General features: G+C 63.8%; 25 protein-coding genes, 1 tRNA gene and 1 pseudogene. 19 read left to right on the top strand and 8 right to left on the bottom strand.

The features are described 5' to 3' along the window. The first annotated feature begins 41 nt into the window (after positions 1 to 41). The 9 genes and pseudogenes from LB557_RS22830 (at position 42) to LB557_RS22790 (ending at position 9,326) form a co-directional block, all read left to right on the top strand. Entirely contained in the window at positions 42 to 899 is an 858-nt protein-coding gene (locus tag LB557_RS22830) for a CoA transferase subunit A (protein ID WP_224642650.1), read from the top strand. Continuing rightward, the gene (locus LB557_RS22825) at positions 896 to 1,696 is read left to right on the top strand and encodes a CoA-transferase subunit beta (RefSeq protein ID WP_224642652.1); all 801 of its coding nucleotides are present in this window, start codon (positions 896 to 898) and stop codon (positions 1,694 to 1,696) included. The genes LB557_RS22830 and LB557_RS22825 overlap by 4 nt, the downstream gene beginning before the upstream one ends. A 1-nt stretch (position 1,697) precedes the next feature. Beyond that, positions 1,698 to 2,903 carry a 3-oxoadipyl-CoA thiolase gene (pcaF, locus tag LB557_RS22820; protein WP_224642653.1) on the top strand — a complete coding sequence of 402 codons (1,206 nt, stop codon included), beginning with the start codon at positions 1,698 to 1,700 and terminating at the stop codon, positions 2,901 to 2,903. Between the two features lie 152 nt (positions 2,904 to 3,055). Further along, entirely contained in the window at positions 3,056 to 4,087 is a 1,032-nt protein-coding gene (locus LB557_RS22815) for a BMP family protein (protein WP_140662476.1), read from the top strand. A 160-nt stretch (positions 4,088 to 4,247) separates the two neighbouring features. Further along, positions 4,248 to 5,594 (top strand): annotated as a pseudogene (locus LB557_RS22810) (ABC transporter ATP-binding protein); the annotation flags it as partial. A 236-nt stretch (positions 5,595 to 5,830) separates the two neighbouring features. Continuing rightward, complete coding sequence (locus LB557_RS22805; protein ID WP_224644063.1) at positions 5,831 to 6,886, top strand: ABC transporter permease; 1,056 nt, start codon at positions 5,831 to 5,833, stop codon at positions 6,884 to 6,886. Beyond that, the gene (locus LB557_RS22800) at positions 6,883 to 7,827 is read left to right on the top strand and encodes an ABC transporter permease (RefSeq protein ID WP_224644062.1); all 945 of its coding nucleotides are present in this window, start codon (positions 6,883 to 6,885) and stop codon (positions 7,825 to 7,827) included. The genes LB557_RS22805 and LB557_RS22800 overlap by 4 nt, the downstream gene beginning before the upstream one ends. Before the next feature lie 263 nt (positions 7,828 to 8,090). Further along, positions 8,091 to 8,246 (top strand): hypothetical protein, encoded by a 156-nt coding sequence (locus LB557_RS22795; RefSeq protein ID WP_015315103.1) that lies wholly within the window; start codon positions 8,091 to 8,093, stop codon positions 8,244 to 8,246. Positions 8,247 to 8,384: 138 nt separating this feature from the next. Next, positions 8,385 to 9,326 carry an LLM class flavin-dependent oxidoreductase gene (locus LB557_RS22790; protein ID WP_224644061.1) on the top strand — a complete coding sequence of 314 codons (942 nt, stop codon included), beginning with the start codon at positions 8,385 to 8,387 and terminating at the stop codon, positions 9,324 to 9,326. Here LB557_RS22790 and LB557_RS22785 read toward each other — a convergent pair. Beyond that, complete coding sequence (locus tag LB557_RS22785; protein WP_140616531.1) at positions 9,284 to 10,018, bottom strand: cysteine hydrolase family protein; 735 nt, start codon at positions 10,016 to 10,018, stop codon at positions 9,284 to 9,286. The genes LB557_RS22790 and LB557_RS22785 overlap by 43 nt on opposite strands. A 289-nt stretch (positions 10,019 to 10,307) precedes the next feature. On the opposite strand from LB557_RS22785, the gene LB557_RS22780 reads away from it, so the two are divergent. From LB557_RS22780 to LB557_RS22765, 4 genes are all read left to right on the top strand, one after another. Then, a complete protein-coding gene (locus LB557_RS22780; protein ID WP_181166325.1) occupies positions 10,308 to 11,099 on the top strand; it encodes an ATP-binding cassette domain-containing protein in 792 nt (263 codons plus the stop codon). Positions 11,100 to 11,164: 65 nt separating this feature from the next. After that, entirely contained in the window at positions 11,165 to 12,091 is a 927-nt protein-coding gene (exbB, locus tag LB557_RS22775; protein ID WP_224644060.1) for a tonB-system energizer ExbB, read from the top strand. 13 nt (positions 12,092 to 12,104) lie between these two features. After that, the gene (exbD, locus tag LB557_RS22770; protein WP_140616534.1) at positions 12,105 to 12,572 is read left to right on the top strand and encodes a TonB system transport protein ExbD; all 468 of its coding nucleotides are present in this window, start codon (positions 12,105 to 12,107) and stop codon (positions 12,570 to 12,572) included. Then, on the top strand, positions 12,569 to 13,513 hold the full coding sequence (locus tag LB557_RS22765; RefSeq protein ID WP_224644059.1) for an energy transducer TonB: 945 nt from the start codon (positions 12,569 to 12,571) through the stop codon (positions 13,511 to 13,513). The genes exbD and LB557_RS22765 overlap by 4 nt, the downstream gene beginning before the upstream one ends. A gap of 51 nt (positions 13,514 to 13,564) precedes the next feature. Here the strand turns inward: LB557_RS22765 and LB557_RS22760 are convergent, their stop codons facing one another. The 4 genes from LB557_RS22760 to LB557_RS22745 all read right to left on the bottom strand — a co-directional run bounded on the left by LB557_RS22760 (position 13,565) and on the right by LB557_RS22745 (position 15,477). Then, the gene (locus LB557_RS22760; RefSeq protein ID WP_015315110.1) at positions 13,565 to 13,816 is read right to left on the bottom strand and encodes a hypothetical protein; all 252 of its coding nucleotides are present in this window, start codon (positions 13,814 to 13,816) and stop codon (positions 13,565 to 13,567) included. 68 nt (positions 13,817 to 13,884) lie between these two features. Continuing rightward, positions 13,885 to 14,088 (bottom strand): nitroreductase family protein, encoded by a 204-nt coding sequence (locus LB557_RS22755; protein ID WP_224529567.1) that lies wholly within the window; start codon positions 14,086 to 14,088, stop codon positions 13,885 to 13,887. Between the two features lie 242 nt (positions 14,089 to 14,330). Continuing rightward, entirely contained in the window at positions 14,331 to 15,080 is a 750-nt protein-coding gene (locus LB557_RS22750) for a helix-turn-helix domain-containing protein (RefSeq protein ID WP_224713096.1), read from the bottom strand. 321 nt (positions 15,081 to 15,401) lie between these two features. Then, positions 15,402 to 15,477 (bottom strand) — tRNA-Ala (locus LB557_RS22745). Positions 15,478 to 15,625: 148 nt separating this feature from the next. Here LB557_RS22745 and LB557_RS22740 point away from each other — a divergent pair. Then, positions 15,626 to 15,919 (top strand): YggT family protein, encoded by a 294-nt coding sequence (locus tag LB557_RS22740; RefSeq protein WP_015315112.1) that lies wholly within the window; start codon positions 15,626 to 15,628, stop codon positions 15,917 to 15,919. A 7-nt stretch (positions 15,920 to 15,926) separates the two neighbouring features. Next, positions 15,927 to 16,241: a DUF167 domain-containing protein gene (locus tag LB557_RS22735; protein ID WP_224644057.1), complete on the top strand. Its 315-nt coding sequence runs from the start codon at positions 15,927 to 15,929 to the stop codon at positions 16,239 to 16,241. Between the two features lie 163 nt (positions 16,242 to 16,404). Here the strand turns inward: LB557_RS22735 and LB557_RS22730 are convergent, their stop codons facing one another. From LB557_RS22730 to LB557_RS22720, 3 genes are read right to left on the bottom strand one after another with little or no spacing between them, the layout of a single operon-like run. Further along, a complete protein-coding gene (locus tag LB557_RS22730; protein ID WP_140662492.1) occupies positions 16,405 to 17,286 on the bottom strand; it encodes a MurR/RpiR family transcriptional regulator in 882 nt (293 codons plus the stop codon). A 16-nt stretch (positions 17,287 to 17,302) separates the two neighbouring features. Next, complete coding sequence (locus tag LB557_RS22725; RefSeq protein ID WP_140616538.1) at positions 17,303 to 18,373, bottom strand: ABC transporter ATP-binding protein; 1,071 nt, start codon at positions 18,371 to 18,373, stop codon at positions 17,303 to 17,305. 2 nt (positions 18,374 to 18,375) lie between these two features. Further along, on the bottom strand, positions 18,376 to 19,146 hold the full coding sequence (locus LB557_RS22720; RefSeq protein WP_224586370.1) for an SDR family NAD(P)-dependent oxidoreductase: 771 nt from the start codon (positions 19,144 to 19,146) through the stop codon (positions 18,376 to 18,378). Positions 19,147 to 19,327: 181 nt separating this feature from the next. On the opposite strand from LB557_RS22720, the gene LB557_RS22715 reads away from it, so the two are divergent. The 4 genes from LB557_RS22715 to LB557_RS22700 all read left to right on the top strand — a co-directional run bounded on the left by LB557_RS22715 (position 19,328) and on the right by LB557_RS22700 (position 24,240). Further along, a complete protein-coding gene (locus tag LB557_RS22715; RefSeq protein WP_224644056.1) occupies positions 19,328 to 20,554 on the top strand; it encodes an ABC transporter substrate-binding protein in 1,227 nt (408 codons plus the stop codon). Positions 20,555 to 20,986: 432 nt separating this feature from the next. Beyond that, complete coding sequence (locus LB557_RS22710; RefSeq protein WP_015315118.1) at positions 20,987 to 21,856, top strand: carbohydrate ABC transporter permease; 870 nt, start codon at positions 20,987 to 20,989, stop codon at positions 21,854 to 21,856. After that, a complete protein-coding gene (locus LB557_RS22705; protein WP_015315119.1) occupies positions 21,853 to 22,677 on the top strand; it encodes a carbohydrate ABC transporter permease in 825 nt (274 codons plus the stop codon). The genes LB557_RS22710 and LB557_RS22705 overlap by 4 nt, the downstream gene beginning before the upstream one ends. A 78-nt stretch (positions 22,678 to 22,755) precedes the next feature. Further along, positions 22,756 to 24,240: a M81 family metallopeptidase gene (locus tag LB557_RS22700; RefSeq protein WP_224644055.1), complete on the top strand. Its 1,485-nt coding sequence runs from the start codon at positions 22,756 to 22,758 to the stop codon at positions 24,238 to 24,240. The last annotated feature ends 31 nt before the right edge of the window (positions 24,241 to 24,271 follow it).

The raw sequence follows: 24,271 nt of genomic DNA, 5'->3' as shown, positions 1-24,271 counted from the left end.
TGTTCGCAATACGAACTTTTTGGACTCTGGGAGTCGCCGCGATGGTCAAGTTCCTGCCGCTCAAACAGGCCGTGGCGGAGAACCTGAACGATGGCGACACCGCTGCCTTCGAAGGTTTCACCCACCTGATCCCGACGGCTGCGGCGCATGAGGCGATCCGCCAGGGATATCGCGACCTGACCCTGATCCGCATGACGCCGGACCTGATCTACGACCAGATGATCGGCATGGGCATGGCCCAGAAAATCGTCTTCTCCTATGTCGGCAATCCCGGTGTCGGCCTGCTGCGGCGCGCCCGCGATGCGATCGAGAACGGTTTTCCCCGCTCGATCGCGGTCGAGGAACACAGCCATGCCGGCATGGCCAATGGCTATGAGGCGGGTGCGGCCGGCCTGCCCTGCGCGGTGTTCCGCGGCTATCGCGGCACGGGGCTGGCTGATGTCAATCCGAACATCAAAGCGGTGACCTGTCCGTTCACCGGCGAGATGCTGGCGGTCGTGCCTTCCATCCGGCCCGATGTCACTTTCATCCATGCGCAGAAAGCCGACCGGAAAGGCAATGTGCTGGTCGAAGGCATCATCGGCGTCCAGAAGGAGGCGGTATTGGCGGCGAGGCGCGCGGTGGTGACGGTGGAGGAGGTGGTCGACAATTTTGACGATCTTCACCCCAATCTGACCGTGCTGCCGCGCTGGACGATCGCGGCGATCTCGGTCGTGCCCGGCGGTTCGCACCCCTCCTATGCCCATGGCTATTATGCGCGCGACAATGCCGCCTATCTCGAATGGGACGAGGTCGCGGCCGACCGCGAGAAATTCCGGGCCTGGATGCAGGCAAACGTGATCGAGAAAAGTCCCGACGATTTCGCGGCCCGGGTCTCGCATCTGCGGAACGCGGCATGAGCGACAATCAGCCGGGCTTCACCCCCAACGAGATGATGACGATCGCCGCGAGCCGGGCGCTGAGGAATGACGATGTCTGCTTCGTCGGCATCGGCGCGCCGTCCGCGGCATGCAACGTCGCGCGGCTGACGCATGCGCCCGACATCACCTTGATCTATGAGAGCGGCACGATCGGTACGGCGCCCGACGTGCTGCCGCTGTCGATCGGCGATGGCGAATTGTGCGAAACCGCCGTCACCACCGTCGCGGTGCCGGAGATGTTCCGCTACTGGCTGCAGGGCGGCCGCATTTCCATAGGGTTCCTCGGTGCGGCGCAGCTCGACAAGTTCGGCAACATCAACACCACTGTGATAGGCGACTATTTCCATCCCAAGACCCGACTGCCCGGCGGCGGCGGCGCGCCGGAGATCGCGACATCGTCGAAGGAGATCTACATCACCATGGCGCAGACCAAGCGCGGCATGGTCGAGAAGATCGACTTTGTCACCTCCTTCGGCCATGGCGAGGGCGGCGATCACCGACAGCGGTTGGGCATCGAGACCGCGGGCCCCACGCTGCTGATCACCGATCTTGCCATCTGGAAGCCCGATCCGGTGACCAAGGAATTCACGGTCGTGTCGCTGCACCCCAAGGTAACCCGTCAGCAGGTGCAGGAGCGCTGTGGCTGGGTTGTTAAGTTCGCCGAGGCGCTTGACGAAACACCCGCGCCAAGCGAACTCGAACTGAAGACATTGCGCGACCTGCAGGCCCGCACCAAGGCGGCGCATGAGGGAACCGGAAAAACAAAGGCTGCATAAAATGGCCGAGGCCTATATCTGCGACTACATCCGCTCGCCGATCGGCCGCTTCGGCGGTTCGCTGTCTTCGGTTCGTGCCGACGATCTTGCCGCCATCCCGCTGAAGGCTTTGCTTGAGCGGAATCCCGGCATCGACTGGCAGCGGATCGACGACGTCGTCTATGGCTGCGCCAACCAGGCCGGCGAGGACAACCGCAACGTGGCGCGCATGGCCTTGCTGCTAGCTGGGCTGCCGAAGGAGATACCAGGCTCGACGGTCAATCGTCTGTGCGGCTCGGGCATGGACGCGCTGACCATCGCGGCGCGTGCCATCAAGGCCGGCGAGGCGGAACTGATGATCGCGGGTGGTGTCGAATCGATGAGCCGCGCGCCTTTCGTCATGCCCAAGGCCGACACGGCGTTCTCGCGCAATGCCGAGATCTATGACACCACCATCGGCTGGCGCTTCGTCAACCCGCTGATGAAGAAGCAATACGGCGTCGATTCCATGCCGGAAACCGGCGAGAATGTGGCGGAAGACTTCGCTGTTTCCCGCTCGGACCAAGATGCCTTCGCCGTGCGCAGCCAGGACAAGGCCGTCGCGGCACAAGCCAATGGCCGGCTGGCGAAGGAGATCACCCCGGTGACCATCCCACAGCGCAAGGGAGATGCGGTCACTATCAGCAAGGATGAACATCCTCGCGCCGGCACAACCGTCGAGGCGCTGGCCAAATTGCCGACGCCGTTCCGGCAAGGTGGCACGGTGACGGCCGGCAATGCGTCTGGTGTCAATGACGGCGCTGCGGCGCTCATTGTTGCCTCGGAAGCGGCGGTGAAGACATGCGGGCTGACGCCGATCGCCCGTATTCTTGGCGGGGCCGCCGCCGGGGTCGCGCCGCGCATCATGGGCATCGGTCCGGCGCCGGCGACGCAGAAACTTTGTGCGCGGCTTGGCCTGACGCCGCAACAATTCGATGTCATCGAACTCAACGAAGCCTTTGCCTCGCAAGGCATCGCCGTGCTGCGCCAACTCGGCATTGCCGAGGATGCGCCGCACGTGAACCCGAATGGCGGTGCCATCGCACTTGGCCATCCGCTAGGCATGTCGGGCGCGCGCATCTCCGGCACGGCGGGGCTGGAGCTGCGCGAGCGCGGCGGCCGCTATGCGCTGGCCACCATGTGCATCGGCGTCGGCCAGGGCATTGCCATCGCGCTCGAACGGGCCTGAGCAATCGCTCTTCCTGGCAGGCCAGGAGAGTGGATATGCTCGATCCTGCCAAATTTGACCATGTGGACAAAAGTCCGGACCCGTTCCATAGTTCCCCGTCTGATTTCAGGAACGGCCGGCTCGACACGGCTGTCAAACAGAGGGGCACTTCAATGGAAGACCGGAAGAACAGATCTCATTCGATGCGCGAAGGGCTGTCGCGACGCAACGTGCTGGAGCTGGGCGCGCTTGGCCTGGCCGCGACGATGCTGCCGGGTGCGGCCTTCGCGGCGGGCAAAAAACTGAAGGTGGCGGCGATCTTCGCCACGCCGATCGAGGAACCCTGGGACAACCAGATCCACGTCGCCCTGCAGAAGGCCGAGAAGGAACTGGGCATAGAATATAAATGGTCGGAGAAGGTCCAGACCGCCGACTTCAGCCGCGTCATGCGCGAATATGCGCAGGGCGGCTACCAGCTGGTGCTGGGTGATGCCTTCGCCGCCGAGCGTGAATCGCGCCGCACGGCCAAGCAGTTCCCCAAGACAGCCTGGCTGTTCGGCTCCGGCGCCGGGCCGGCCGAGCCGAATTTCGGCGTGTTCGACAACTGGATCCACGAGCCCGCCTATCTCTCCGGCATGATCGCCGGCAAGATGTCGAAATCGGGCACGGTCGGCGCGGTGGCGGCGATGGGCATTCCGGAAGTGAACCGGCTGGTCAACGCCTTCTTCGCCGGCGCCAAGGAGGTCAACCCGAACGTCAAGAAGAAGGTCGCCTTCATCGGCTCCTTCTTCGATCCGCCGAAGGCCAAGGAAGCCGCGGTGGCGCAGATCGATGCCGGCGTCGATGTCATCTATGCCGAACGCTTCGGCGTCATCGAGGCGGCGGTGGAAAAGAAGATCTTCGCCATCTCCAACATGTCCGACCAGTCGAGCCTCGGCCCCGATACCGTCATCACCGGTCCGGTCTGGGACATGTATCCGACGGTCGAGCAGGCGATCAAGCTGGTCAAGGCGGGGGTCTACACCGCGCAGGACTATGGCGATTTCTCGCGCATGGCCAAGGGCGGTTCGTATCTGGCGCCCTTCCACAAGTTCGACAAGACTTTGCCCGCCGAGGTCAAGGATCTGGTCGAGAAGAAGAAGGCCGAGATCCTGGAAGGCAATTTCCGCGTCGATGTCGACGAGAACACGCCGGTTTCGGATTGACGCCATGATTGAGGGGCTGGCGCGTGGCGCCCCCCTCTGGCCTGCCGGCCATCTCCCCCTCAAGGGGGGAGATCAGATGTCACTTCGGCTTTCGCCAATCGCCGACCTTGAAACATAAGCGAAGTCGGCGAAGCTGCCAATCTCCCCACTTGAGGGGGAGATGTCCGGCAGGACAGAGGGGGGTACAGCGCCGCCCTCCGCAGCTAAGGCCGGATCGGAAAAATCAGGAGCATTCTTGTCCGCCCCTCTCATCGAAATGCGCGGCATCACCAAGAGCTTCGGCGTCGTCAAGGCAAACGAGGCTGTGGATCTCAGCGTGGCGCCGGGCGAAATCCTCGGGCTGCTCGGCGAGAACGGCGCCGGCAAGACGACATTGATGAACGTGCTGTTCGGTGCCTACGCGCCGGATGCCGGTGAGATCCTGATCCAGGGCCAGCCAGTCAGGATCACCAGCTCGGCCGATGCGCTGGCCGCGGGCATCGGCATGGTGCATCAGCATTTTCATCTGGCACCACGGCTCACCGTGCTGGAAAATCTGCTCATTGGTATTCCGGGCAAATCGGGACGGATCGACCGCAGCGGCGGGCTGGCGCGGCTTGCTGAAATCAGCAGCCGGCACGGGCTGACGCTCGATCCCAATCTGCCGGTCTCGGCGCTGTCGGTCGGCGAGCAACAGCGGCTGGAGATCGTCAAGGCGTTGTTTCGCGGTGCCAAGCTCTTGATCCTTGACGAGCCGACGGCGGTGCTGGCACCGAGCGAGGTCGACGGACTGTTTTCGGCCCTGCGCTCGATGGCGGCGCAAGGCCTGGGCATCATCTTCATCTCGCACAAGCTCAACGAGGTGCGGGCGCTGACGCATCGCTGCACCGTGCTGAGGCATGGCCGCGTCGCGGGCCGTGTCGACGACCCCGCCAACACGACGTCGGCTGCAATGGCTGAACTGATGTGCGGCCATGAGATCGTGCCGCCGGCAAGGGGATCGTCGACGCCCGGCGCCGATGTGCTGACGCTCGACGGTGTTTCAACCTCGAAGCATTCCGGCACGGCGTTGCGCGACGTGTCGCTTGCGGTTCGTGCAGGCGAAATCCTCGGCATCGCCGGCGTCTCCGGCAATGGCCAGCGGGCGCTGGCGGAGGTGATCTCCGGCGTGCTGGCGCCCGAGACGGGCCGAATGACGATAGCCGGCAAACAGGTGGCAAAATTCTCGCCGCGCGAGGTGCAGGCGCTCGGCCTTGGCCGCATCCCGGAAGATCGCATGACGACGGGGCTGGTCACCAATTTGCCGCTCGCCGATTCGATGGTGCTGCCGCGCATCGGCACTTCAGCCTTCTCCGCCAAGGGCCTGCTCAAGCCGGATGCGATCCGCGCTTTCGCCGAGGAACAGATCAAGGCCTATGACATCAGATGTCCCGGGCCGATGACGCGCGCCGGCGCGCTGTCCGGTGGCAATCTGCAGAAAGCGCTTCTGGCGCGCGAGCTTGCTTTCGATCCGAAGGTGCTGATCGTTTCACAGCCGACACGTGGCCTCGACATCGGTGCGGCGCGCTTCATCCATGAAAAATTCCTCGACATGCGCGCCAAGGGCTGCGGCATCATCGTCATCGGCGAGGATCTGGAGGAACTGCTGGTGCTCTGCGACCGCATCGCGGTGATGTATGAGGGCCGCATCGTCGGCACGCTGGACAGTGCCGATGCGACCGTCGCCCGGCTCGGCCTGCTGATGACCGGCGCGGAGGGCCACTGATGTTCCGCCTCGAAGTCCGCACGTCCACGCCCGCCTGGTTCAACCTCGCGCTGCCGCTGCTGGCGATCGTCGCCACGCTCATCCTGTGCAGCGGCCTGATCGCGCTGGCCGGGGCCGGGGTGTTCGAATCCTACGGCGTGATGTTCACGGCCTCGCTTGGCGACAGCTACGCCGTCACCGAAACGCTGGTCCGCGCCGCCCCGATGATCTTTACCGGACTTGCGGTAGCGGTCGCCTTCCGCGCAAAGTTCTGGAACATCGGCGCGGAAGGGCAATTGCTGGCCGGCGCGGTGGCGAGCTGTTTCGTTGGTGCGATCCCGATGCCAGGATCGCTTGCCATGCTTTTCATGGCGCTGGCGGGGGCGGCCGCGGGCGCGGCGGTCGCGCTGGTGCCTGCGACGCTGCGGGTAAAGTTCAAGGTCGACGATGTCGTGAGCTCCTTGCTGCTCAACTCGGTCATCTATTATGCCCTGATGGCACTGATCGAGGGACCGTGGAAGGACAGCTTCAGCGGCTATCCGATCTCGCCGCCGATCGAGGATTCGGCGAACTTTCCGGTGCTGATCGAAGGCACACGGCTGCATCTCGGTGTCGTCGCGGCGCTGATCGCGGCCCCGGTTATCTGGTTCCTGATCGTGCGCACGACGCTGGGCTTCCGGATCAGGGTCACCGGCGAAAACCCGGAAGCGGCACGCTATGGCGGCATCCATGTCGAGCGCGTGCTGCTGTCGACGGCGCTGCTGTCGGGCGCGTTGGCGGGGCTGGCCGGCGTCGGTGAGGTCGGCGGCGTGCATTTCCAGGTGATGAGCGATATTTCGCCGGGCTACGGCTATTCCGGCATAGTCGTCGCCATGCTAGCGCGGCTCAACCCGCTCGGCGTCGTGCCGGCGGCGATCTTCCTTGCAGCCGTGATGACCGGCGCCGAGGCTATGTCGCGCGCGACCGGCGTGCCGGCCTTCCTCAGCGACGTCATCCAGGGCACGGCGCTGCTTGCCATGCTGGTGGCGCTGCTGTTCACGGCCTATCGCATCCGCCGCGTCGGAGCCATCGGATGAGCGCGGTGTTCGAGCAGATTTTTCAGGTCGGCTTTCTCGCCGCCATCATCCGCATCGCCACGCCGCTGGCCTTCGCCACGCTCGGCGAAATGTTCTCCGAACGGGCCGGCGTGCTCAATCTCGGCATCGAAGGCATCATGCTGCTTTGCGCCATGACCGGCTTCACCGCCACCAGCCTCAGTGGAAGCCTGTGGCTCGGTGTGCTGGTGGCGGTAGTGACCGGCATGCTGATGGGCGCGCTGCATGCGTTGTTCACGGTGGTGCTCGGTCTCAGCCAGCATGTCTGCGGTATCGGCGTCACCCTGTTCTCGTCGGGGCTGGCCTATTTCCTCTACCGGCTGATCTTCGGCCAGCAATCGGTGCCGCCGAGCATCAAGGGTTTTCAGACGCTGCCGATCCCGGTTCTCTCGGACATTCCCGTGCTGGGACCTGCGGTGTTCAACCAGTTCGCGCTGGTCTACATGGCCATTCTGGCCATTCCTCTGGCGGCCTTCATCCTTTACCGCACCCCGTGGGGGTTGTCGGTGCGCATGGTCGGCGAGAACCCGCGCGCGGCCGACTCCGCCGGCGTCAGCGTCATCGCCACGCGCTTCCAGGCCGTCATTCTCGGTGGCGCCCTGATGGGGCTCGCTGGTGCTTTCCTGTCGATGGCGCAGTTCAACGCCTTCACCTTCGGCGTCGTTTCCGGGCGCGGCTGGGTGGCGATCGCACTGGTCGTCTTCGGCCGTTGGGATCCCTGGCGCTCGGCAGGGGCCGCGCTGCTGTTCGCCTTCGTCGATGCCTTGCAATTGCGAATGCAGGCGAGTGGGCTTGGACACATCCCCTACGAGGCGTTCCTGATGCTGCCGTTCATCTTCACCATCGTCGCCATGGCCGTCATGTCGCGCAACGCTGTGGCGCCATCGGCGCTGCTCAAGCCGTTTCGAAGGGAAGAGCGTTAGACGAGTAGGATTTGGTGTCCTTCCTATCCCTCCGGAGGGGGAGAGGAAGGGCGTCAAGCTGTCCCGGAATGAAGAAGCTGGACCTTGGGACGCCTCACATCGATACCCCCGCGCTTTTCCGATCGATTGCCTGGGACCCAGCTCACAGCAACTTCACACCAATTTTTGGCGGTCAACGAGAAAATAATTCTGTCAGTTGCCCAAAAATAGCAATCGACAAAGTCTACAAGTTTTATAGATTAAGCGGCGAGACGGAGGTCGACATGTCCTATTTCCAGAACGCCCAGACCGACAGCAACGGCCAGCGAGTGGCCAATGCCCAGGGCTTTCGCCCGGCCTATGCCGGCGCTTTCGCCTATCTCGTCTTTGCCCTTGCGTTCGTGTTCACCGGGGCAGTCGTGCTGGGCCTTATTCCCTAAGGCGCGGGATCGACAGGGGCTGCTGCCCCACAGCTTTCAGGCAATCGGAGTTGAATGAGCCGGATCCCGGGGCGTTTTCGCGCGCCTGAGGATTCGCATTTCACAGCATCAGTGATTCCAGTGATGGAGGAGATGACAATGCCGATCGAATTCACGCATGTACCCGGCAAGACCGCCGACGCGGCGGTTCCCTTTTTCTATGACTTCGCCGAGACCTCGACCAAGCTCGGGCTGATCGAGGACGGCGGTTTCCAGAAGATCGTCGTCGACGATTCGGCCGGGCTGCTGACCAACATGGATCTGGCCTCGCAGGTGCTCAACCGCACCGCTTCGCTGCAAGTGGTGCTCACCCACTGGGCCGGCGTGATCGAACCCACGGTCGCTGCCCGCCAGCTGGCGTCCATCGACAGGGAGAGCGGCGGACGGCTGACGCTCAGGATGATCAGCGAGCCCTTGAACGACGACGATGCCGAGACACGGCCGGTCGGACATGGCGTCGTCTGGCAGCGCATCGACGAATATCTGGTGCTGTTGAAGCGGCTGTGGTCGAACGACCGGCCCTTCGATCACGAAGGCGCTTTCTACAGCATCAAAAGCGGTTATGTGCCGCGCAAGGGCCCGCATGGCGCCGACCTCGTGGTCCGCATGGGCGGGCAATCCGGAACGGCGCTGAAGGTGGCCGGCCGGCATGCCGATGTCTTCGAACTGGCGCCGGGGCCGATCGACGACATCAGGCAATTGATGGAGCGGGCACGTGGCGCCGCGGCCGAACATGGCCGTGCGGGCAAACTGCGCTTCGCGCTTCCGGTCAGGATCCACCAGGGTGTTTCCGCCGCCGGCCACAAGGCGGTCGACCTATCCGGCCCGCCTGCTCAGGCCGCGCTGTCGCTGCTCGCCTATGCCGGGCTCGGGATCGATGAGTTCATGATCGTCGGCGTCGACACGCCGCGCGAGATCGCGACGGCCGGCCGGGAAACATTGGCGCTGCTGCGCAACTCCCTGGCGCGCCGGGAGGCCAGCGAGTTCCAGCCTAGAGCTTATGCGCCTCGCCCAGGATTGGAGACGCGAGCAGCGGGGTGAAGCCCATCAATCGTCTGCTGCTTCAGGCTGTCGCCAAGCCGCGACAGGCCTTCAATGACGGCGTCCGAATCGGCCAGCACGCCGAAGACGCCGTCCTCGACCGTCACCATGTGCAACGCCGCTTCATGCGCTTGTCTGTCGCCGCTGGCGCAGGCGTCCGAAATCGTCAGGCACTGGAAATTGCGGTCACAGGCCTCGCGCAGCGTGGTGTGGACGCAGACATCCGTCGTGCATCCGGAAAACATCAGATGCGTGATGCCTTGCGCCCGCAGCACAAGCTCGAAATCCGTATAGGTGAAGGCGCTGTTGCAGGTCTTGTCGACGATGATGTCGTGCGGCGCGACGTCGATCTCCGGGACGATCTGGAACCCAGCGCCTGAGCGCAGCAGGACGTCGGTGCCGTCGAGGCCGGAACGCTTGCGGCGCCATTTCTCGTAGGGCGTCATGTCGGCCATGTCGGCGCGGTAACCCTGTCTTGTGTGGATGACCGTGACGCCGGCTTTGCGCGCGGCCGCGATCAGGCGGTTCACGGCGGGCAGGATCGCCCGCAGCGGCGAGGGGTCATACCCCTTCCTGGCGAAATAGCCCGATGTCGACAGGAAATCCTGTTGCAGGTCGATGACGACGAGCGCGGTGTTTTCGGCAACCAGCCTGCCGTCATAGGGGTAGTCGAAGGGTGTCGCCTTGATCATCCGGAGCTCCTTGCCGCCGGCTCACCCTAGCGTGTCCGCATCGATGCGGCGACACCGGATGCCGACATCGTGTGGCCCGGGACCGAGATCGCCGGCGCGGATCGGCCGGCTGCGCGGGTGAGGGCCCGTACGCGGCAACAATGGCACCGGCCCCGGAGCGTTTCAGGTTTTTGCGGTGCATTCCCATCTTAAATCTTGACTAACAATATCATGTTTCATAGTCAACCGGGGACCTGCCTCCGCAGACAGGATCGGAATGCGGCGGCGGGGCTGGAGAAATGCCGTGACCATGGCCGAAGCCGATAGCCAGACCGCATTCGATATCGATGCCGTGCGTTTCGCTGTCGGCGAACGGACGCTGCTCGGTCCGGTCTCGCTCGAATTGCGGCGCGCGCGCGTCTACGGGCTGATCGGCCATAACGGTTCGGGCAAATCGACGCTGATCAAGCTTTTGGCGCGCCAGCAGCCGGCAAGCTCCGGCGCCATCACTTTCGCCGCACGGCCGCTATCGCAATGGGGCGCGCGCGAGCTGGCGCGGGCTCTTGCCTATCTGCCGCAGACGACGCCGGCGGCGACGGGCTTGACCGTGCGCGAGCTGGCAACGCTCGGACGCTATCCATGGCATGGTGCGCTTGGCCGTTTCGGCGCCGAGGACAGGCGCCATGTCGAGCAGGCCCTTATGCTGACCGACATGGAAGGATTCACTGAGCGGCTGGTGGATGAACTATCCGGCGGCGAGCGCCAGCGCGCTTGGCTGGCCATGCTGGTGGCGCAGAATGCCGGCGTCATGCTGCTCGACGAGCCGATCTCGGCGCTCGACATCGCGCATCAGGTCGAGGTGCTGGGCCTGGTCAGGGAGCTCAGCCGCAAGCGCGACCTGTGCGTCGTCGTGGTGCTGCACGACCCCAACATGGCGGCGCGCTACTGCGATGAGCTGATCGCGCTGAAGGACGGCAGGCTGCTGACGCGCGGCACACCGAGCGAGATCATGCTGAGCGATGTGCTCAAGGACATTTTCGGCGTCGAGATGGGTGTGTTCGCGCATCCCGTCACCGGCCAACCCGTCGGCTATGTGCAGTGAAGTCGTCGCCGGCGGTTGCAGGAACCGGCAAGCGGCTGGCCGCCGTGAGAACAAGGAAGAAGCTCATGTCGAGATATGGTTTGTTGGCGGCGTTGGTCGCATCGCTTGTCCTGGGGGCGACCGGCGCCACGGCCCAGGAGCAACCGGCCGGCTCTTCTCCAGCGGTTGAGGCCCCTGCCGCGCCGGCACAAGCTGCACCGGCTGCCATGGCGCCCGCGCAACCAGCCGGCCAGCCGAGCGCGACAGCGCCGGCCGAGGCCGCGCCTGCGGGGGCTATGGACCTGAACCTGCCGAATGACCTGTCGCCATGGGGCATGTTCAAGGCCGCCGACATCATCGTGAAGGCGGTGATGACTGGATTGGCTTTCGCGTCGCTCGTTACCTGGACGATATGGCTGGCCAAATCGCTGGAGATTTTCGGCGGCAAGCTGCGCCTCCGCCGTGCCGTCCGCGCGATCGGCGATGCCGCCACGCTGAAGCAGGCGAGCCGCGCGCTCGACCGCTGTGGCGATCCCGGCGCGCTCCTGGTGCGGGCAGCGGAAGAAGAGGCCGCGCTTTCGGCCAATGCGCTCGACCACGTCGGCGGCGACGGACTGAAGGAACGGGTCAGCTCGCGCCTGTCGCGCATCGAGGCGGCTGCGTCGCGGCGCATGTCGCGCGGCACCGGCCTGCTGGCGACGATTGGTTCCACCGCGCCTTTCGTCGGCCTGTTCGGCACCGTCTGGGGCATCATGAACGCCTTCATCGGCATCTCGCAGGCTCAGACCACCAATCTCGCCGTGGTCGCGCCGGGCATCGCCGAAGCCCTGCTGGCCACCGCGATGGGTCTGGTCGCGGCAATCCCAGCGGTGGTGATCTACAACGTTTTCGCCCGCTCGATAGCCGGCTACCGGCAGATCCTCGCCGACGCCTCGGCCGGCGTCGAACGGCTGGTCAGCCGCGACCTTGATTTCCGCACGATAGCGCCGGCGACAGCCTTGGCGGCGGAGTAGCGGGAGCGACGCCATGGGGAGCAGAATTCGACAGACCCTGGACGACGACCTCGAGGAAAGCCACGAGATCAACGTCACGCCCTTCATCGATGTCATCCTTGTGCTCCTGATCATCTTCATGGTCGCCGCACCGCTGGCGACGGTGGATGTCAATGTCGACCTGCCCGGTTCGACCGCGACGCCGGCGCCGCGACCGGAGACGCCGCTGTTCCTGACGCTGAAGAACGATCTCAGCCTGGCGATCGGCAACGACACGGTGCCGCGCCCGGCTTTTGCCGCCACGCTCGACAGCCGCACCAAGGGCGACAAGCAGACGCGGATATTCCTGCGAGCCGACAAGGCGGTCGCCTATGGCGAGCTGATGGAGGCGATGAACCTGCTGCGGGCCGCCGGCTATCTGAAGATCGCGCTGGTCGGCCTGGAGGCCGCGCCGGCAGGTGATATCGCCGCACCGGCGCCAGGCAAAGCGGCCGCTCCATGACGCCATCCGCCGCCTCGCCCACGGTGGTGCTGTCGCGCTTCGACTGGCGCGACCTTGGCCTATGGGCATGCGCGGCGGTGCTGATGCTTGGGGCTCATGTCGCGGTCGCGTATGCCGTGCAGAATTTCAATCCAGTCGACCTGTCGGATGGCGGGCCGCCGCCGGCCCTAGTGGTCGAGATGGCGCCGATGATGGTGACGCCGTCGGTGCCCGAACAGGCCGCGATGCCCGACGCGGCCATTCCCGACCGGGCCGAGCCAGTCGAACAGACCGAGAAGGCCGCCGAGGCCGAGCCTGACAAGATGGTCGAGCAAGCGGAGCCTGTTACCGAGGCCGTGATGGTGCCGCCGAACGAACCTACGGAGATGACGAAGGCCGAACCGGTCGAACAGCCGCCGCTGGAACAGGTCGTCCCCGATATTGTCGAGACCGTCGCGCCGGAGGCTGTCGTTCCGCTGCCGCGGGCAAAGCCGACGGAACGGCGCAAGGAAAAGAAACCGGCCGAAGCCAAGGTTAAAAAGCCGGTCGACAAGCCCAAGCCAAGGCCGAAGAAGGAAAAGGCCGAGCCACCGAAGACGGCAAGTGCCGCGAGAGCCGAGGCCAAGCCTGCCGCCAAGGCGGCGGCGACGAAATCGGCGGCCGGGTTCTCGGGTGTCAGCCCGGCCAAATGGGAATCGCGGCTGACGGCGTGGATCAATCGCCACAAGCGCTATCCGAGCGCCGCGAAATCCCGGCGCGCGCAGGGCAATGTGAACGTGACTTTTACAATGGACCCATCCGGCCGGGTCCTGTCGGCCCGGGTCGCCCGTTCGTCCGGCGATGCCGAACTCGACCGAGCAGCACTTGCGGTGCTGCAGGGCGCGACCGTGCCGGCGCCACCGGCGGAACTCGGCCCGCGCGTCAGCCGTACAGCGCCATTCGTGTTCAGTTTGCGGGACTAATGCCCCTCAAATCCGTGCGAGCCGTCCCGCAAGCCCGACAATTGCATCGCGCTACGCTGTTCTTGGCTGAGCGTGGTTGTCTTTCGGGTGTGCCTTGGGGTGCATCGGATTGCCGCTGAGCTGCGCGTGTCGTGCCGGCCGTGCGCCGCGCAAGACGTCGAAGGCTTCGGCATAGGCCATACCGAGCAGATAGGAGATCATGGGGAAGCGGCTCGCTTCGGCCATCTGCACCAGCTCATTGGTCATCGTCGCGATATATTGGAGACTGTCGAGCTCTGACTGACGTAAGGCCTGATTTGACATGTTCTGCTCCTGTCATCGAATGGAACTTTAGGGAATGCGTACTGGCTGCACTAGATGTACTACGCCGGCTAATTGATCGATCGACCGGCCGAATGCGGATCAAGTTCCGGGATTGAGAGGGTCAACGCATAGATGGGCGCGTCGGTGAGGCGGTCGAGGCCCAGAAGGCGCTTGATCGCCGAATGGCTCAGCGCCGCCGTGGGGCAGGCCGACAAGCCGTGCCTGGTTGCCGCCAACATCATGTTCTGGCCAATGTTCACTTTCTTGGTCATTTTCGTCCCTTTCCCCGACCCCCAGGGATCTGTTGAAAGATCCCGGAAAGGGATCCGCGGGAAGAAAGGTAAGGTCGGAAGAGTTACTGGTTTGTTAAAACTGTAGTAAATCAGCCATGAGCTAAAATATCTTTCTTGGCTAGAAAGTCTAAAAAAATCGATTTTACTCGGTTATGGAGTAGGCAATCGCTGGCATACGCTTTTTCGGGATATTCTTGTTCTTATTCAGCGTAAGCAAGCGGCTAACCCAGCCCGTCGCGAGCGAGGCTGACGACGAGCTGGTCGAGGCTGGGATCATCGAGCCTGACGACATGCGCCATGCGGATCGCATGCCTGGGCCGGATATTGGACCTATCCTGCCGCATGATGACCGACACGAATGCCGGCCCGGCTTCGGTCAGAAGCATGGCCTTGCCTGTCAGCACCGGTTCGGAGATAGGCGCCCATTGCACCGAGATCAGCGACGGCTCGCCTGTCTGGCGGCGGTTGACGCCGCTGAAATAGATCCAGTTAAGGCGCGAGATCGCCACGCCATAATGATTGCCGCGTGCCCGCGCCCATGTCGAGCGATGATGCTCCGACCATCCGGTGACCCTGCGGAACGTGACCAGCTCGGCTTCGCGACGCACGAAGGTGATCGCCCGCACCAGCAGATCGGATCTGCCGGGGATCGAAAAATAGGTGAAATAGGTGCCGCCCGCAATCGACGGAGCGGGCGGCCGGATCATCTGGGTGAACAGGCTTTCGGAGATCGGCGGCAGACCGGGAGCCGCGGGCGAGGGGGCGCCGGGGTACCGGTACAGCTCGGCTTCGTCGACGCGGAAATAATCGCAGATCAGCTTGGCGGTGGCCTTGTTGGGCACGGTCTGCCCTTGCAGGTAACGCTCGAATTGTGTGCGGTTGATGCCAAGCTCGCGGCATACCGCGCTGACAGAAGCATGGTCCTTGCAGAGCCGCCTGAGATTTGCAGCAAGATTCTGGCGAATGGACACTAGTTTGCTTTCGCAGGCGGATACTTCATTTCGACTCGGAATCCGTATAGCGCTTTCGGTCGCCCCCGCCGAAACGCCCTGTCACAACACACAGAAAAAACTGATTTGAGAACGCCACTCTAATGGGGCGGCTTCCAAAAAAAATAGCGCCTACCGGACACCGGCCATCGCCATAAGTCCAATTGACAACCATTTCGCCTCGGAAACGGCGAAATGCCATTTGGCCATTTTTGGGGGGATCGGGGCTACGCCTTGCATCGCGCCGTGGCGGATGCCGGCCGCGCCTTGCCGGGACGGTCAAAAGCCGGACGATTATTCCGCTGGTGGAGCTGAGGAGGATCGAACTCCTGACCTCGTCATTGCGAACGACGCGCTCTCCCAGCTGAGCTACAGCCCCGTCCAGCGGATGGCGCATTTATCGGGCGCCGCGGTTTCCTGTCAAGGCGGCGCTTCACCGAAAAACCGGCTGCCGGTCGCGTGGCGGAACCCTGCCCTTGCCGGTTTGGCGCGTAATGGCTACATGTCGGCAACAATTGGAGTCCGGCATGCTCGCCCTCATACAAACCATCGTCATGGCGCTCGACCTCTATTGGTGGGTGATCATCGCCTCGGCGATCTTTTCCTGGCTCTACGCCTTCAATGTCGTCAACTCGCGCAACCAGTTCGTCGGCAGCATCGGGAACATGCTCTACCGCCTGACCGAGCCGGCGCTGCGGCCGATCCGCCGCTTCATGCCCGACCTTGGCGGTATCGACATCTCACCGATCATCCTGTTGCTGATCCTGTTCTTCCTCAGGCAGTTCATTCTCACCACGGTCGCGCCGCTGCTGCTGGCCTGACGATCGCATGAGCGCGCCGTTCCGCATGCGCGAGAACGGCGTCGATCTGTTCGTGCGGCTGACGCCGAAGTCTTCCGTGGACCGGCTCGACATTGTAGAAACATTGGCGGACGGACGAAGTCACGTGAAGGCGCGGGTCCGCGCCGTGCCGGAAAATGGCGCCGCCAATCAAGCGCTGGAGAGGCTGGTCGCCAAGGCGCTAGGTGTTCCGGCATCGGCCGTTTCGGTCGTCGCCGGCGGTACGGCCCGCCTCAAGACGTTGCGAATATTGGGTGATCCGGAGGCGCTGGTAACAGGTGTCGAAGCGCTTTTCCAAAATTGAGATGCAGGCAGGACAGCGCCCCCCTCTGTCCTGCCGGACCCGGTCCTGCGCCGTCGCTCCGGGCATTGGTCGTTCGGAAGCCAATCAGTTGGCTTTCCGTCCGCTGCGCGGACCACTCCTTATCCCCGCTTGGGGAGAAATTGGCGGTTTCGGCGCCGGCTCGTCAATCGCCCAGCGGCAAACGGGGGTCGTCGACCTTCAGCGTGTTCACGCTCTGCTTGATGCGGCGCAGGTTCTCCAGCACCTTCGGTCCGCGTGTCTCGGCGACCGAGGTCACGATCATGTCGACGATCGCCAGCAACGCGTAACGTGACGATGTCGGCTTGTAGATGTTGCCGTCCTCGAACGGCTGCAGGTGGATGACAGTGTCGGCGACCTTGGCCAGTGCGGAGTCGGGCGCGGTGACCGCCACCGTGGCGGCGCCATATTGTTGGGCGACCTGCACCGCCTCGATGACCGAGCGCGCATAGCCGGAGACCGAGAAGGCGACCACCGTGGTGTCTGGCGTGGCAACGGCGGCATACATGCGCTGCAACTGTCCGTCGATCTGTGCCAGAACCGGCAGGCCGAGCCTGAACAGCCGGTTCTGCATTTCGGTCGCCATCATCGAGGAAATGCCACCCGAACCTATGCACAGCACATTGCCTGATGCCGCAAGGCGCGCGGCGACGTCGACCAGCGTCGTCATGTCGAGGTTCTCGCTGGCGCGCTGGATGGCTGTAACCGCCGCTTCGGTGATGGTCGAGGCAATGCGCTGTTCGCGGGCGTCGCGGCTCAGTGGCTCCGGCGACAGATACTGGCCGCCGATGGCGATGGCCTGGGCCAGGTAGAACTTGAAGTCGCGCAACCCCTCGCAGCCGAGATTGCGGCAGAAGCGGGTGACCGTCGGTTCGCTGACACCGACCCGCGCGGCGATCTCGGAGATCGCGGCCTTGGAGGCGAAGTCGAGGTCGGACAGGACGAGGCTCGCCAGCCGGCGATCCGACTTGGTGCCGTCCTGCGACATCAGCTGCAGCCGCGTGATGATATCGGCCGGCGTCTTCATATCCGCGTTTCCGTCGTCATCTCAGCGGCAGGCCCGTCGCCGTGTCGAACAGATGGATGTTGCCGGGGTCGACCGAGACCGGCAGCAGGTCGCCCGGCCGCACCGGCACCCGGTCGCGGAACACGGCGCGCACCGTATCGGTGCCAATGGCGCCGTAGACATGGGTTTCGGAGCCGGTCGGCTCGACCACATCAACCTTGAGCGTCATGGCGTCGGTGGCTTCACCGACGATGAAATGCTCCGGCCGGATCCCCGCCTCAACGGCACTGCCTGCCGGCACCGGGTCGCCGGCAAGCGCAAGCCGGCCGCCGCCGACCGACTCGAACCAGGTCGTCCCGGGCGTCGTCTTCAGTGCCCCGGATACAAAACTCATGGACGGCGAGCCTAGGAAGCCGGCGACGAACTTGTTGGCCGGCCTGTCATAGAGCTCCAGCGGCGGCCCGACCTGCTGAATCCTGCCGCGGTCCATCACGACGATGCGGTCGGCCATGGTCATGGCCTCGATCTGGTCGTGGGTGACGTAAACTATGGTGGATTTCAACCGCTGGTGCAGCGCCTTGATCTCGGTGCGCATCTGCACGCGCAACTGCGCGTCGAGATTGCTGAGCGGCTCGTCGAACAGGAACACCGAGGGTTCGCGAACGATGGCGCGGCCCATGGCGACACGCTGGCGCTGGCCGCCCGAGAGCTGGCGGGGATACCGGTCGAGATAGGAGAACAGGTTGAGGACGCCGGACGCCTTCTTGACCTTCTGGTCGATGGCGGCGCGGCTCTCGCCCCGGATTTTCGGACCGAAGCCGATATTGTCGGAAGCCTTCAGGTGCGGGAACAGCGCGTAGGATTGGAACACCATGGCGATGTTGCGCTGCTGTGGTGGCAGGTCGTTGGCGCGCGTGCCACCGATCAGGAGGTCGCCGGAACTGATGGTCTCCAGGCCCGCCAGCATGCGCAGCAAGGTCGACTTGCCGCAGCCGGACGGGCCGACGAGCACGACGAACTCGCCGCTCTTGATGTCGAGGCTGATCTCCTCGAGGATCTTGTGCTGGCCGAAGGATTTCGAGAGGTTGCGAAACTCGACGTCGGTCATGGTCACGCTCCCAGTATGTCGTCGATGAACGGCAGGCAGCCGGCGGTCAGTCCCGCATCCACGGGCATCACCACGCCTGTTACGCCCGAGGCGCGGTCCGAGGCAAGGAAAGCCACCGCTTCGGCGACTTCCGAGGCGTTGACGATGCGGCCGAGCGGATAGAGCCGCTGCAGCTTGCCGATTATGTCAGGGTTCTTGGCAAGGCGATGGTCCCAGGCGGCGGTGCGAATCGATCCGGGGCAGACGACATTGGCGCGCACGCCGCTACGGCCGAGCTCGACGGCGATCGACTTGGCATAGGCGTTGATGCCGGCCTTGGCGGCGGCGTAGGCCGGATTGCCGAAATGCGCGATGGCGTTGACGGAAGAAATGAAGACGACGCTGCCCGAACCGCGTGCAGCCATCGCCTTAACCAGCGGGTCGGCGAAAGTCATCACACCGGTCAGGTTGAGGTCGAGCTCATGTTCGATCGTGTCCGCCGTTAGCGCATCGAGCGTTTCGGCGCGCGTCCAGCCGGCATTGTTGACCAGGATATCTGGCACGCCGTCCCGATCGAGAACGGCGGCGATCCCCGCCTCGATGGAAGCCCGGTCGAGAAGGTCGAAGACATGCCGCGAGGCAAGGTGCGGGCTCGCCAGCGCCTCCTCTGATTGGTCGCAGCCGACCACCCGCGCGCCCCTGCCGGCCAGCAGTGCGACGATCGCCGAGCCAAGGCCGCCACCGGCGCCGGTGACGACGGCGGTCCTGCCTTCGAATTCGGCTCTCGAAACCACGGCGCTTGCTCCTCCCGCAGGTCAGGCAGATGCCGGAGAGGCTAAAGAACAGGATGTAATTAAGCAACATATTAATCCGCTTGCGCGCGGCGAATTCATCGATAATGTAGGAAAGTCACATAAATCTTGTGCCGGCACCGGCACAAGGAGCGCGAATGCGCGAAACAATGGGAGAGATCGGATGAACCTTGCGAAATGGACTGCCGGCCTGATCGCCGGAATGGGCATTCTGGCCTTCGCGGCGCAGGCAGAGGCCGGCGAAGTGCGGGTTACCGTCGCCGAATACAGCGCCAAGACCGGTCCGTATTTCGAGCAGGTCAAGAACGAGTTCGAGGCGAAGAACCCTGGCATCACGGTCAAATTCGAGGTGGTGCCGTGGGATGTGCTCTTGCAGAAGCTGACCACCGACATCACCGCCGGCACCAACGCCGATCTCTCCATCATAGGCACGCGCTGGCTGATCGACTTCGTCCAGCAGGACGTCGCCGAGCCGCTCGACAGCTACATCACGCCCGAATTCAAGGGTCGCTTCATCGACACCTTCCTGTCGCCCTCGATCATGGGCGGCAAGACCTACGGCCTGCCGATCGCCGCCTCGGCGCGCGCCATGTATTACAACAAGGAGCTGTTCGAGAAGGCCGGCATCGCCAAGCCACCGGCAACCTGGACCGAATTGCAGGAGGATGCTCGCAAGATCAAGGCGCAGGGTGCCTTCGGTTTCGGCCTTCAGGGCAAGGAGATCGAGACCGACGTCTATTACTACTACGCGATGTGGTCGCAGGGCACCGAGATCCTCAACAAGGACGGCACGTCGGGCCTGAGCACGCCGGGCGCGCTCGAAGCGGCCAAGCTCTACAAGTCGATGATCGACGAGGGGCTGACGGAGCCCGGCGTCACCTCCAACAATCGCGAGGACGTGCAGAACCTGTTCAAGCAGGGCAAGGTCGGCATGATGATCACGGCGCCCTTCCTGTCCAACCAGATCAAGGACGAGGCGCCGAGCCTCAAATATGGCGTTGCCGCCATTCCGGCCGGTCCGACCGGTGCGCGCGGCACCTATGGCGTCACAGACTCCATGATCATGTTCAAGAACTCCAAGAACAAGGACGAGGCCTGGAAGCTGATGGACTTCCTGTTCACCACGGAACAGCGCGCCAAGTTCACGCAGGGCGAAGGCTTCCTGCCGGTGAACAAGGAAGAGGCCAAGATGGACTATTACGTCAACAACGCCGACCTGGCCGCCTTTACCGCCCTGCTGCCGGATGCCCGTTTCGCGCCGGTCATCCCAGGCTGGGAAGAAGTTGCCCAGATCACGTCGGATGCCATGCAGAAGATCTATCTCGGCGGCGATCCCGAGGCAGGCTTGAAGGAAGCGGCGGCGAAGGCCAACGCAGTGCTGAAGAAGTAGGGGCCGCGCCCCACAATAGGGCGTATCTCCCTGCGCCCGTGGCGCGCCCCCGACTCAGGTGGGGCGCGCCACATTTCCAAAACAGACATTTGGCTGCGCTCCACGTAAATAACGAAGACTGACAAGCAACCACTTTGGACGAATTGTCGACGTCAGCGCCGCCCCTCATTGCCCTGCCGGGCATTTCTCCCCGTATAGTGACGGGGAGAAAGGGCGGCCGGCATCTCGGAGCCTTTCTGGGACGCTGGTGACTGGCGAAAGCGGTGATGAAAGCTCCCCTCTCCCCGTCTCTATACGGGGAGAGGATGCCGGCAGGCAGGTGAGGGGCGGCGCCGACGCCGGGGAAGAGTTCGAAACCGAGCGCCTGGGAAGAACAGGTCAACTGGCCAACCAGTGCTACTGATGCCTCGCAACGCGGTATAAAATCAGCCGATGCAAAATCGCTTCCTGCCCTACCTCCTGACCTTGCCCAGTCTGTTCCTGGCGGCGGTGGTCATCTTCTGGCCGGTCTGGGACCTGATCCAGATCGCCACGCATGACGTCAATCGCTTTGGTCAGCTGCGCGAGTTCAGCGGTCTTGCCAATTTCGCCGCGCTGGCCGCCGATCCCGACTTCGTCGCCGCGCTCTGGCGCACGGGGCTGTGGACGGTGCTGGTGGTCGGCGGAGCGCTGCTGCTCTCGGTCCCGGTGGCGATGATCCTCAATACCGATTTCTATGGGCGTGGCCTTGCCCGCGTCATCATCATGCTGCCCTGGGCAGTGTCGCTGACCATGACGGCCGTGGTCTGGCGCTGGGCGCTGAGCGGTGAAAGCGGCATGTTGAATTCGGCGCTGATCGGACTTGGCCTGATCGACCACAACATCCAGTGGCTTGCGAGCGCCGAGACGGCGTTTCCGATGCAGGTGCTGATCGGCATATTGGTGACGGTGCCGTTCACCACGACGATCTTTCTCGGCGGCCTGTCGTCGATCCCGGACGATCTCTACGAGGCGGCGGCGCTCGAAGGGGCAACGCCGCTGCAGCAGTTCCGCGAGATCACCTTTCCGCTCCTGAAACCCTTCATCAACATCGCCATCGTGCTCAACACCATCTACGTCTTCAACTCGTTCCCGATTATCTGGGTGATGACGCAGGGCGGGCCGGCCAACTCGACCGACATACTGGTCACCCACCTCTACAAGCTGGCATTCCGTATCGGCAAACTCGGCGAGGCGTCGGCGGTCTCGCTGGTGATGTTCGCCATATTGCTGATCTTCACCATGATCTATGTGCGCCTTGCCATGCGGGAGCAACGCGCATGAAGGCCAAGCTGAAGCGCACCATCATCGCCTGGCTGCTGCTGGCGCCCTTGATCGTGGTGACGATCTTTCCCTTCGCGGTGATGTTCCTGACAGCGGTCAAGCCGCGTACCGAAGTGCTGACGCCGACCTGGTGGCCGAGCGAGTTCCGGTGGTCGAATTTTGCCGACATGTGGGTGGCGACCGGCTTCGGCCGGGCGCTGGCCAATTCGCTCTATGTGTCTGTCATCGCCACCGTTGGCGCCATCCTCATCTCCGTCCCGGCGGCCTATGCCATGTCGCGCTTCCGCTTTGCCGGATATGGAGCGTTCCGCCAGTTCCTGCTGATCTCACAGATGATCTCGCCGATCGTGCTGGTGCTCGGCCTGTTCCGGCTGATGGCTGCCTGGGGACTGGTCGAATCGACCACCGCGCTCGGCTTCATCTACATGGCGTTCAACGTCGCCTTCACCGTGTGGATGCTGCAGAGCTATTTCGACACCATTCCGCGCGACCTCGAGGAAGCCGCCTGGATGGAAGGCGCCGGCCGCTGGCTGACGCTGCGAAAAGTGTTCCTGCCGCTCTGCCTGCCGGCGATCGCGGTGACGGCGATCTTCACCTTCATCAATGCCTGGAACGAATTCGTCGTGGCGCTCACCATGCTGCGCAGCCAGGAGAGCTATACGCTGCCGATCCAGGTGTTCTCGCTGGTTGCCGGGCGCTACACGATCGAATGGCACCATGTGATGGCGGCGACGCTGCTGGCGACGCTGCCGGTGGCGATCCTGTTCATCTGGCTGCAGCGCTATCTTGTCCGGGGCTTGGCGCTCGGGGCTGTCAAATAGCAATCCCAGCAATTCCAGGAAAAGTGCCCAGCGGTTATCCGTCCGGAATTGCGAAAACAAGAAGTCCACGGAGTTTTCATGCGTATCTTCACCGCCTCGCTGGCGACGGAAACCAACACCTTCTCGCCGGTGCCAACCGACCGGGCCTCTTTCGAGATGGCGTTCTATGCCGGGCCGGGCAAGCATCCGGAAACGCCGACCCTGTGCTCCTCGCCGATGGTGGCGCTGCGCCGCCGCACGGCCGCCGAAGGCCTGACCGTGATCGAAGGCACCGCCACCTGGGCAGAGCCCGGCGGCCTCGTGCAGCGGCAGACCTATGAGGCGCTCCGCGACGAAATCCTCGGCCAGCTCAAGGCCGCCTTGCCGGTCGATGCCGTCATTCTGGGCCTGCACGGTGCCATGGTGGCGCAAGGCTATGACGACTGCGAGGGCGACCTGCTGGAGCGCGTGCGTGGCATTGTCGGGCCAAGCGTGGTGATTGCCTGCGAGTTCGATCCGCACAGCCATCTGACGCCGAAGCGCGTGGCGGCGTCCGACATCATGGCCTATTTCCTCGAATTCCCGCACACCGATTTCTACGAGCGCGGCGAGCATGTGGTCGCGCTTGGCCTGGCCGCGGCGCGCGGCGAGATCAAGCCGGTCATCTCAACTTTCGACTGCCGCATGATCCAGGTGCTGCCGACCAGCCGCGAACCGATGCGCTCCTTCGTCGACCGCATCAAGGCGCTGCACGGCAAGGACGGCGTGCTGTCGGTCTCGGTCATCCACGGCTTCATGGCCGCCGACGTGCCCGAAATGGGCACGCGCATCCTTGTCGTTACCGACAATGACAAGGCCAAGGGCGATGCGCTGGCGGAGCGGCTTGGACGCGAGCTCTATGCCATGCGCGAAACGACCGCGATGACGATGCTGAGTACGGCCGACGGCATCGATCGGGCGCTGGCCGTGCGCAAGCAAAGACCGGGCAAGCCGGTGGTCATTGCCGATATCTGGGACAACCCCGGCGGAGGCGTTCCCGGCGACGGCACCTTCGTGCTACGCCAGATGCTGGCGCGGGGCCTGGACAAGTTCGGCGTGGCGACGATCTGGGATCCGATCGCGGTGACTTTCTGCCAGGCGGCCGGCGAGGGCGCCGTCATCGACCTGCGTTTCGGCGGCAAGGCCGGCCCGCAGGCGGGCGAACCGATCGATGCACGCGTCAAGGTACTGAAAGCGGTTGCCGAGGGCTGGCAGAGTTTTGGCCCGAGCCGGGTGACATTGGGACCATCAGCGGTGGTGCGCATCGAGGGCACCGAAGTCGATGTGATCCTGAACACCAACCGCACCCAGACCTTCGAGCCGGATGTCTTCTCCAACATCGGCATCGATCCGCTGTCGAAAGACATTTTGCTGATCAAGTCGACAAACCATTTCTACGCCGGCTTCGAGCCGATCGCCGCCGAGATCATCTATGTCGCGGCGCCGAGTTCCTATCCCAGCAATCCGGCGGCGACGAATTACACGAAGCTGACGCGGCCGGTGTGGCCAAGGGTAAAGGATCCTTGGGTCGGCAGCCAAGGATAACGAGGTTAACGTCGGCGCCGACTTCGGCGAT

Origin of the sequence: Mesorhizobium sp. BR115XR7A (assembly GCF_020165315.1) — a bacterium.
GTDB lineage: Bacteria > Pseudomonadota > Alphaproteobacteria > Rhizobiales > Rhizobiaceae > Mesorhizobium > Mesorhizobium australicum.
Note: the sequence above shows the minus strand (reverse complement) of the source record. Positions and strands in the feature narration are given on the sequence as shown.

Coding starts and splice junctions, on each gene's coding strand:
- LB557_RS22790 (WP_224644061.1), top strand. CDS start 8,385: ATGCCGATCGAATTCACGCATGTACCCGGCAAGACCGCCGACGCGGCG.
- LB557_RS22765 (WP_224644059.1), top strand. CDS start 12,569: ATGACGCCATCCGCCGCCTCGCCCACGGTGGTGCTGTCGCGCTTCGAC.
- pcaF (WP_224642653.1), top strand. CDS start 1,698: ATGGCCGAGGCCTATATCTGCGACTACATCCGCTCGCCGATCGGCCGC.
- LB557_RS22800 (WP_224644062.1), top strand. CDS start 6,883: ATGAGCGCGGTGTTCGAGCAGATTTTTCAGGTCGGCTTTCTCGCCGCC.
- LB557_RS22830 (WP_224642650.1), top strand. CDS start 42: ATGGTCAAGTTCCTGCCGCTCAAACAGGCCGTGGCGGAGAACCTGAAC.
- LB557_RS22730 (WP_140662492.1), bottom strand. CDS start 17,286: ATGAAGACGCCGGCCGATATCATCACGCGGCTGCAGCTGATGTCGCAG.
- exbD (WP_140616534.1), top strand. CDS start 12,105: ATGGGGAGCAGAATTCGACAGACCCTGGACGACGACCTCGAGGAAAGC.
- LB557_RS22760 (WP_015315110.1), bottom strand. CDS start 13,816: ATGTCAAATCAGGCCTTACGTCAGTCAGAGCTCGACAGTCTCCAATAT.
- LB557_RS22725 (WP_140616538.1), bottom strand. CDS start 18,373: ATGACCGACGTCGAGTTTCGCAACCTCTCGAAATCCTTCGGCCAGCAC.
- LB557_RS22735 (WP_224644057.1), top strand. CDS start 15,927: ATGAGCGCGCCGTTCCGCATGCGCGAGAACGGCGTCGATCTGTTCGTG.
- LB557_RS22815 (WP_140662476.1), top strand. CDS start 3,056: ATGGAAGACCGGAAGAACAGATCTCATTCGATGCGCGAAGGGCTGTCG.
- LB557_RS22755 (WP_224529567.1), bottom strand. CDS start 14,088: ATGACCAAGAAAGTGAACATTGGCCAGAACATGATGTTGGCGGCAACC.
- LB557_RS22825 (WP_224642652.1), top strand. CDS start 896: ATGAGCGACAATCAGCCGGGCTTCACCCCCAACGAGATGATGACGATC.
- LB557_RS22780 (WP_181166325.1), top strand. CDS start 10,308: ATGGCCGAAGCCGATAGCCAGACCGCATTCGATATCGATGCCGTGCGT.
- LB557_RS22740 (WP_015315112.1), top strand. CDS start 15,626: ATGCTCGCCCTCATACAAACCATCGTCATGGCGCTCGACCTCTATTGG.
- LB557_RS22785 (WP_140616531.1), bottom strand. CDS start 10,018: ATGATCAAGGCGACACCCTTCGACTACCCCTATGACGGCAGGCTGGTT.
- LB557_RS22795 (WP_015315103.1), top strand. CDS start 8,091: ATGTCCTATTTCCAGAACGCCCAGACCGACAGCAACGGCCAGCGAGTG.
- LB557_RS22700 (WP_224644055.1), top strand. CDS start 22,756: ATGCGTATCTTCACCGCCTCGCTGGCGACGGAAACCAACACCTTCTCG.
- exbB (WP_224644060.1), top strand. CDS start 11,165: ATGTCGAGATATGGTTTGTTGGCGGCGTTGGTCGCATCGCTTGTCCTG.
- LB557_RS22710 (WP_015315118.1), top strand. CDS start 20,987: ATGCAAAATCGCTTCCTGCCCTACCTCCTGACCTTGCCCAGTCTGTTC.
- LB557_RS22715 (WP_224644056.1), top strand. CDS start 19,328: ATGAACCTTGCGAAATGGACTGCCGGCCTGATCGCCGGAATGGGCATT.
- LB557_RS22805 (WP_224644063.1), top strand. CDS start 5,831: ATGTTCCGCCTCGAAGTCCGCACGTCCACGCCCGCCTGGTTCAACCTC.
- LB557_RS22705 (WP_015315119.1), top strand. CDS start 21,853: ATGAAGGCCAAGCTGAAGCGCACCATCATCGCCTGGCTGCTGCTGGCG.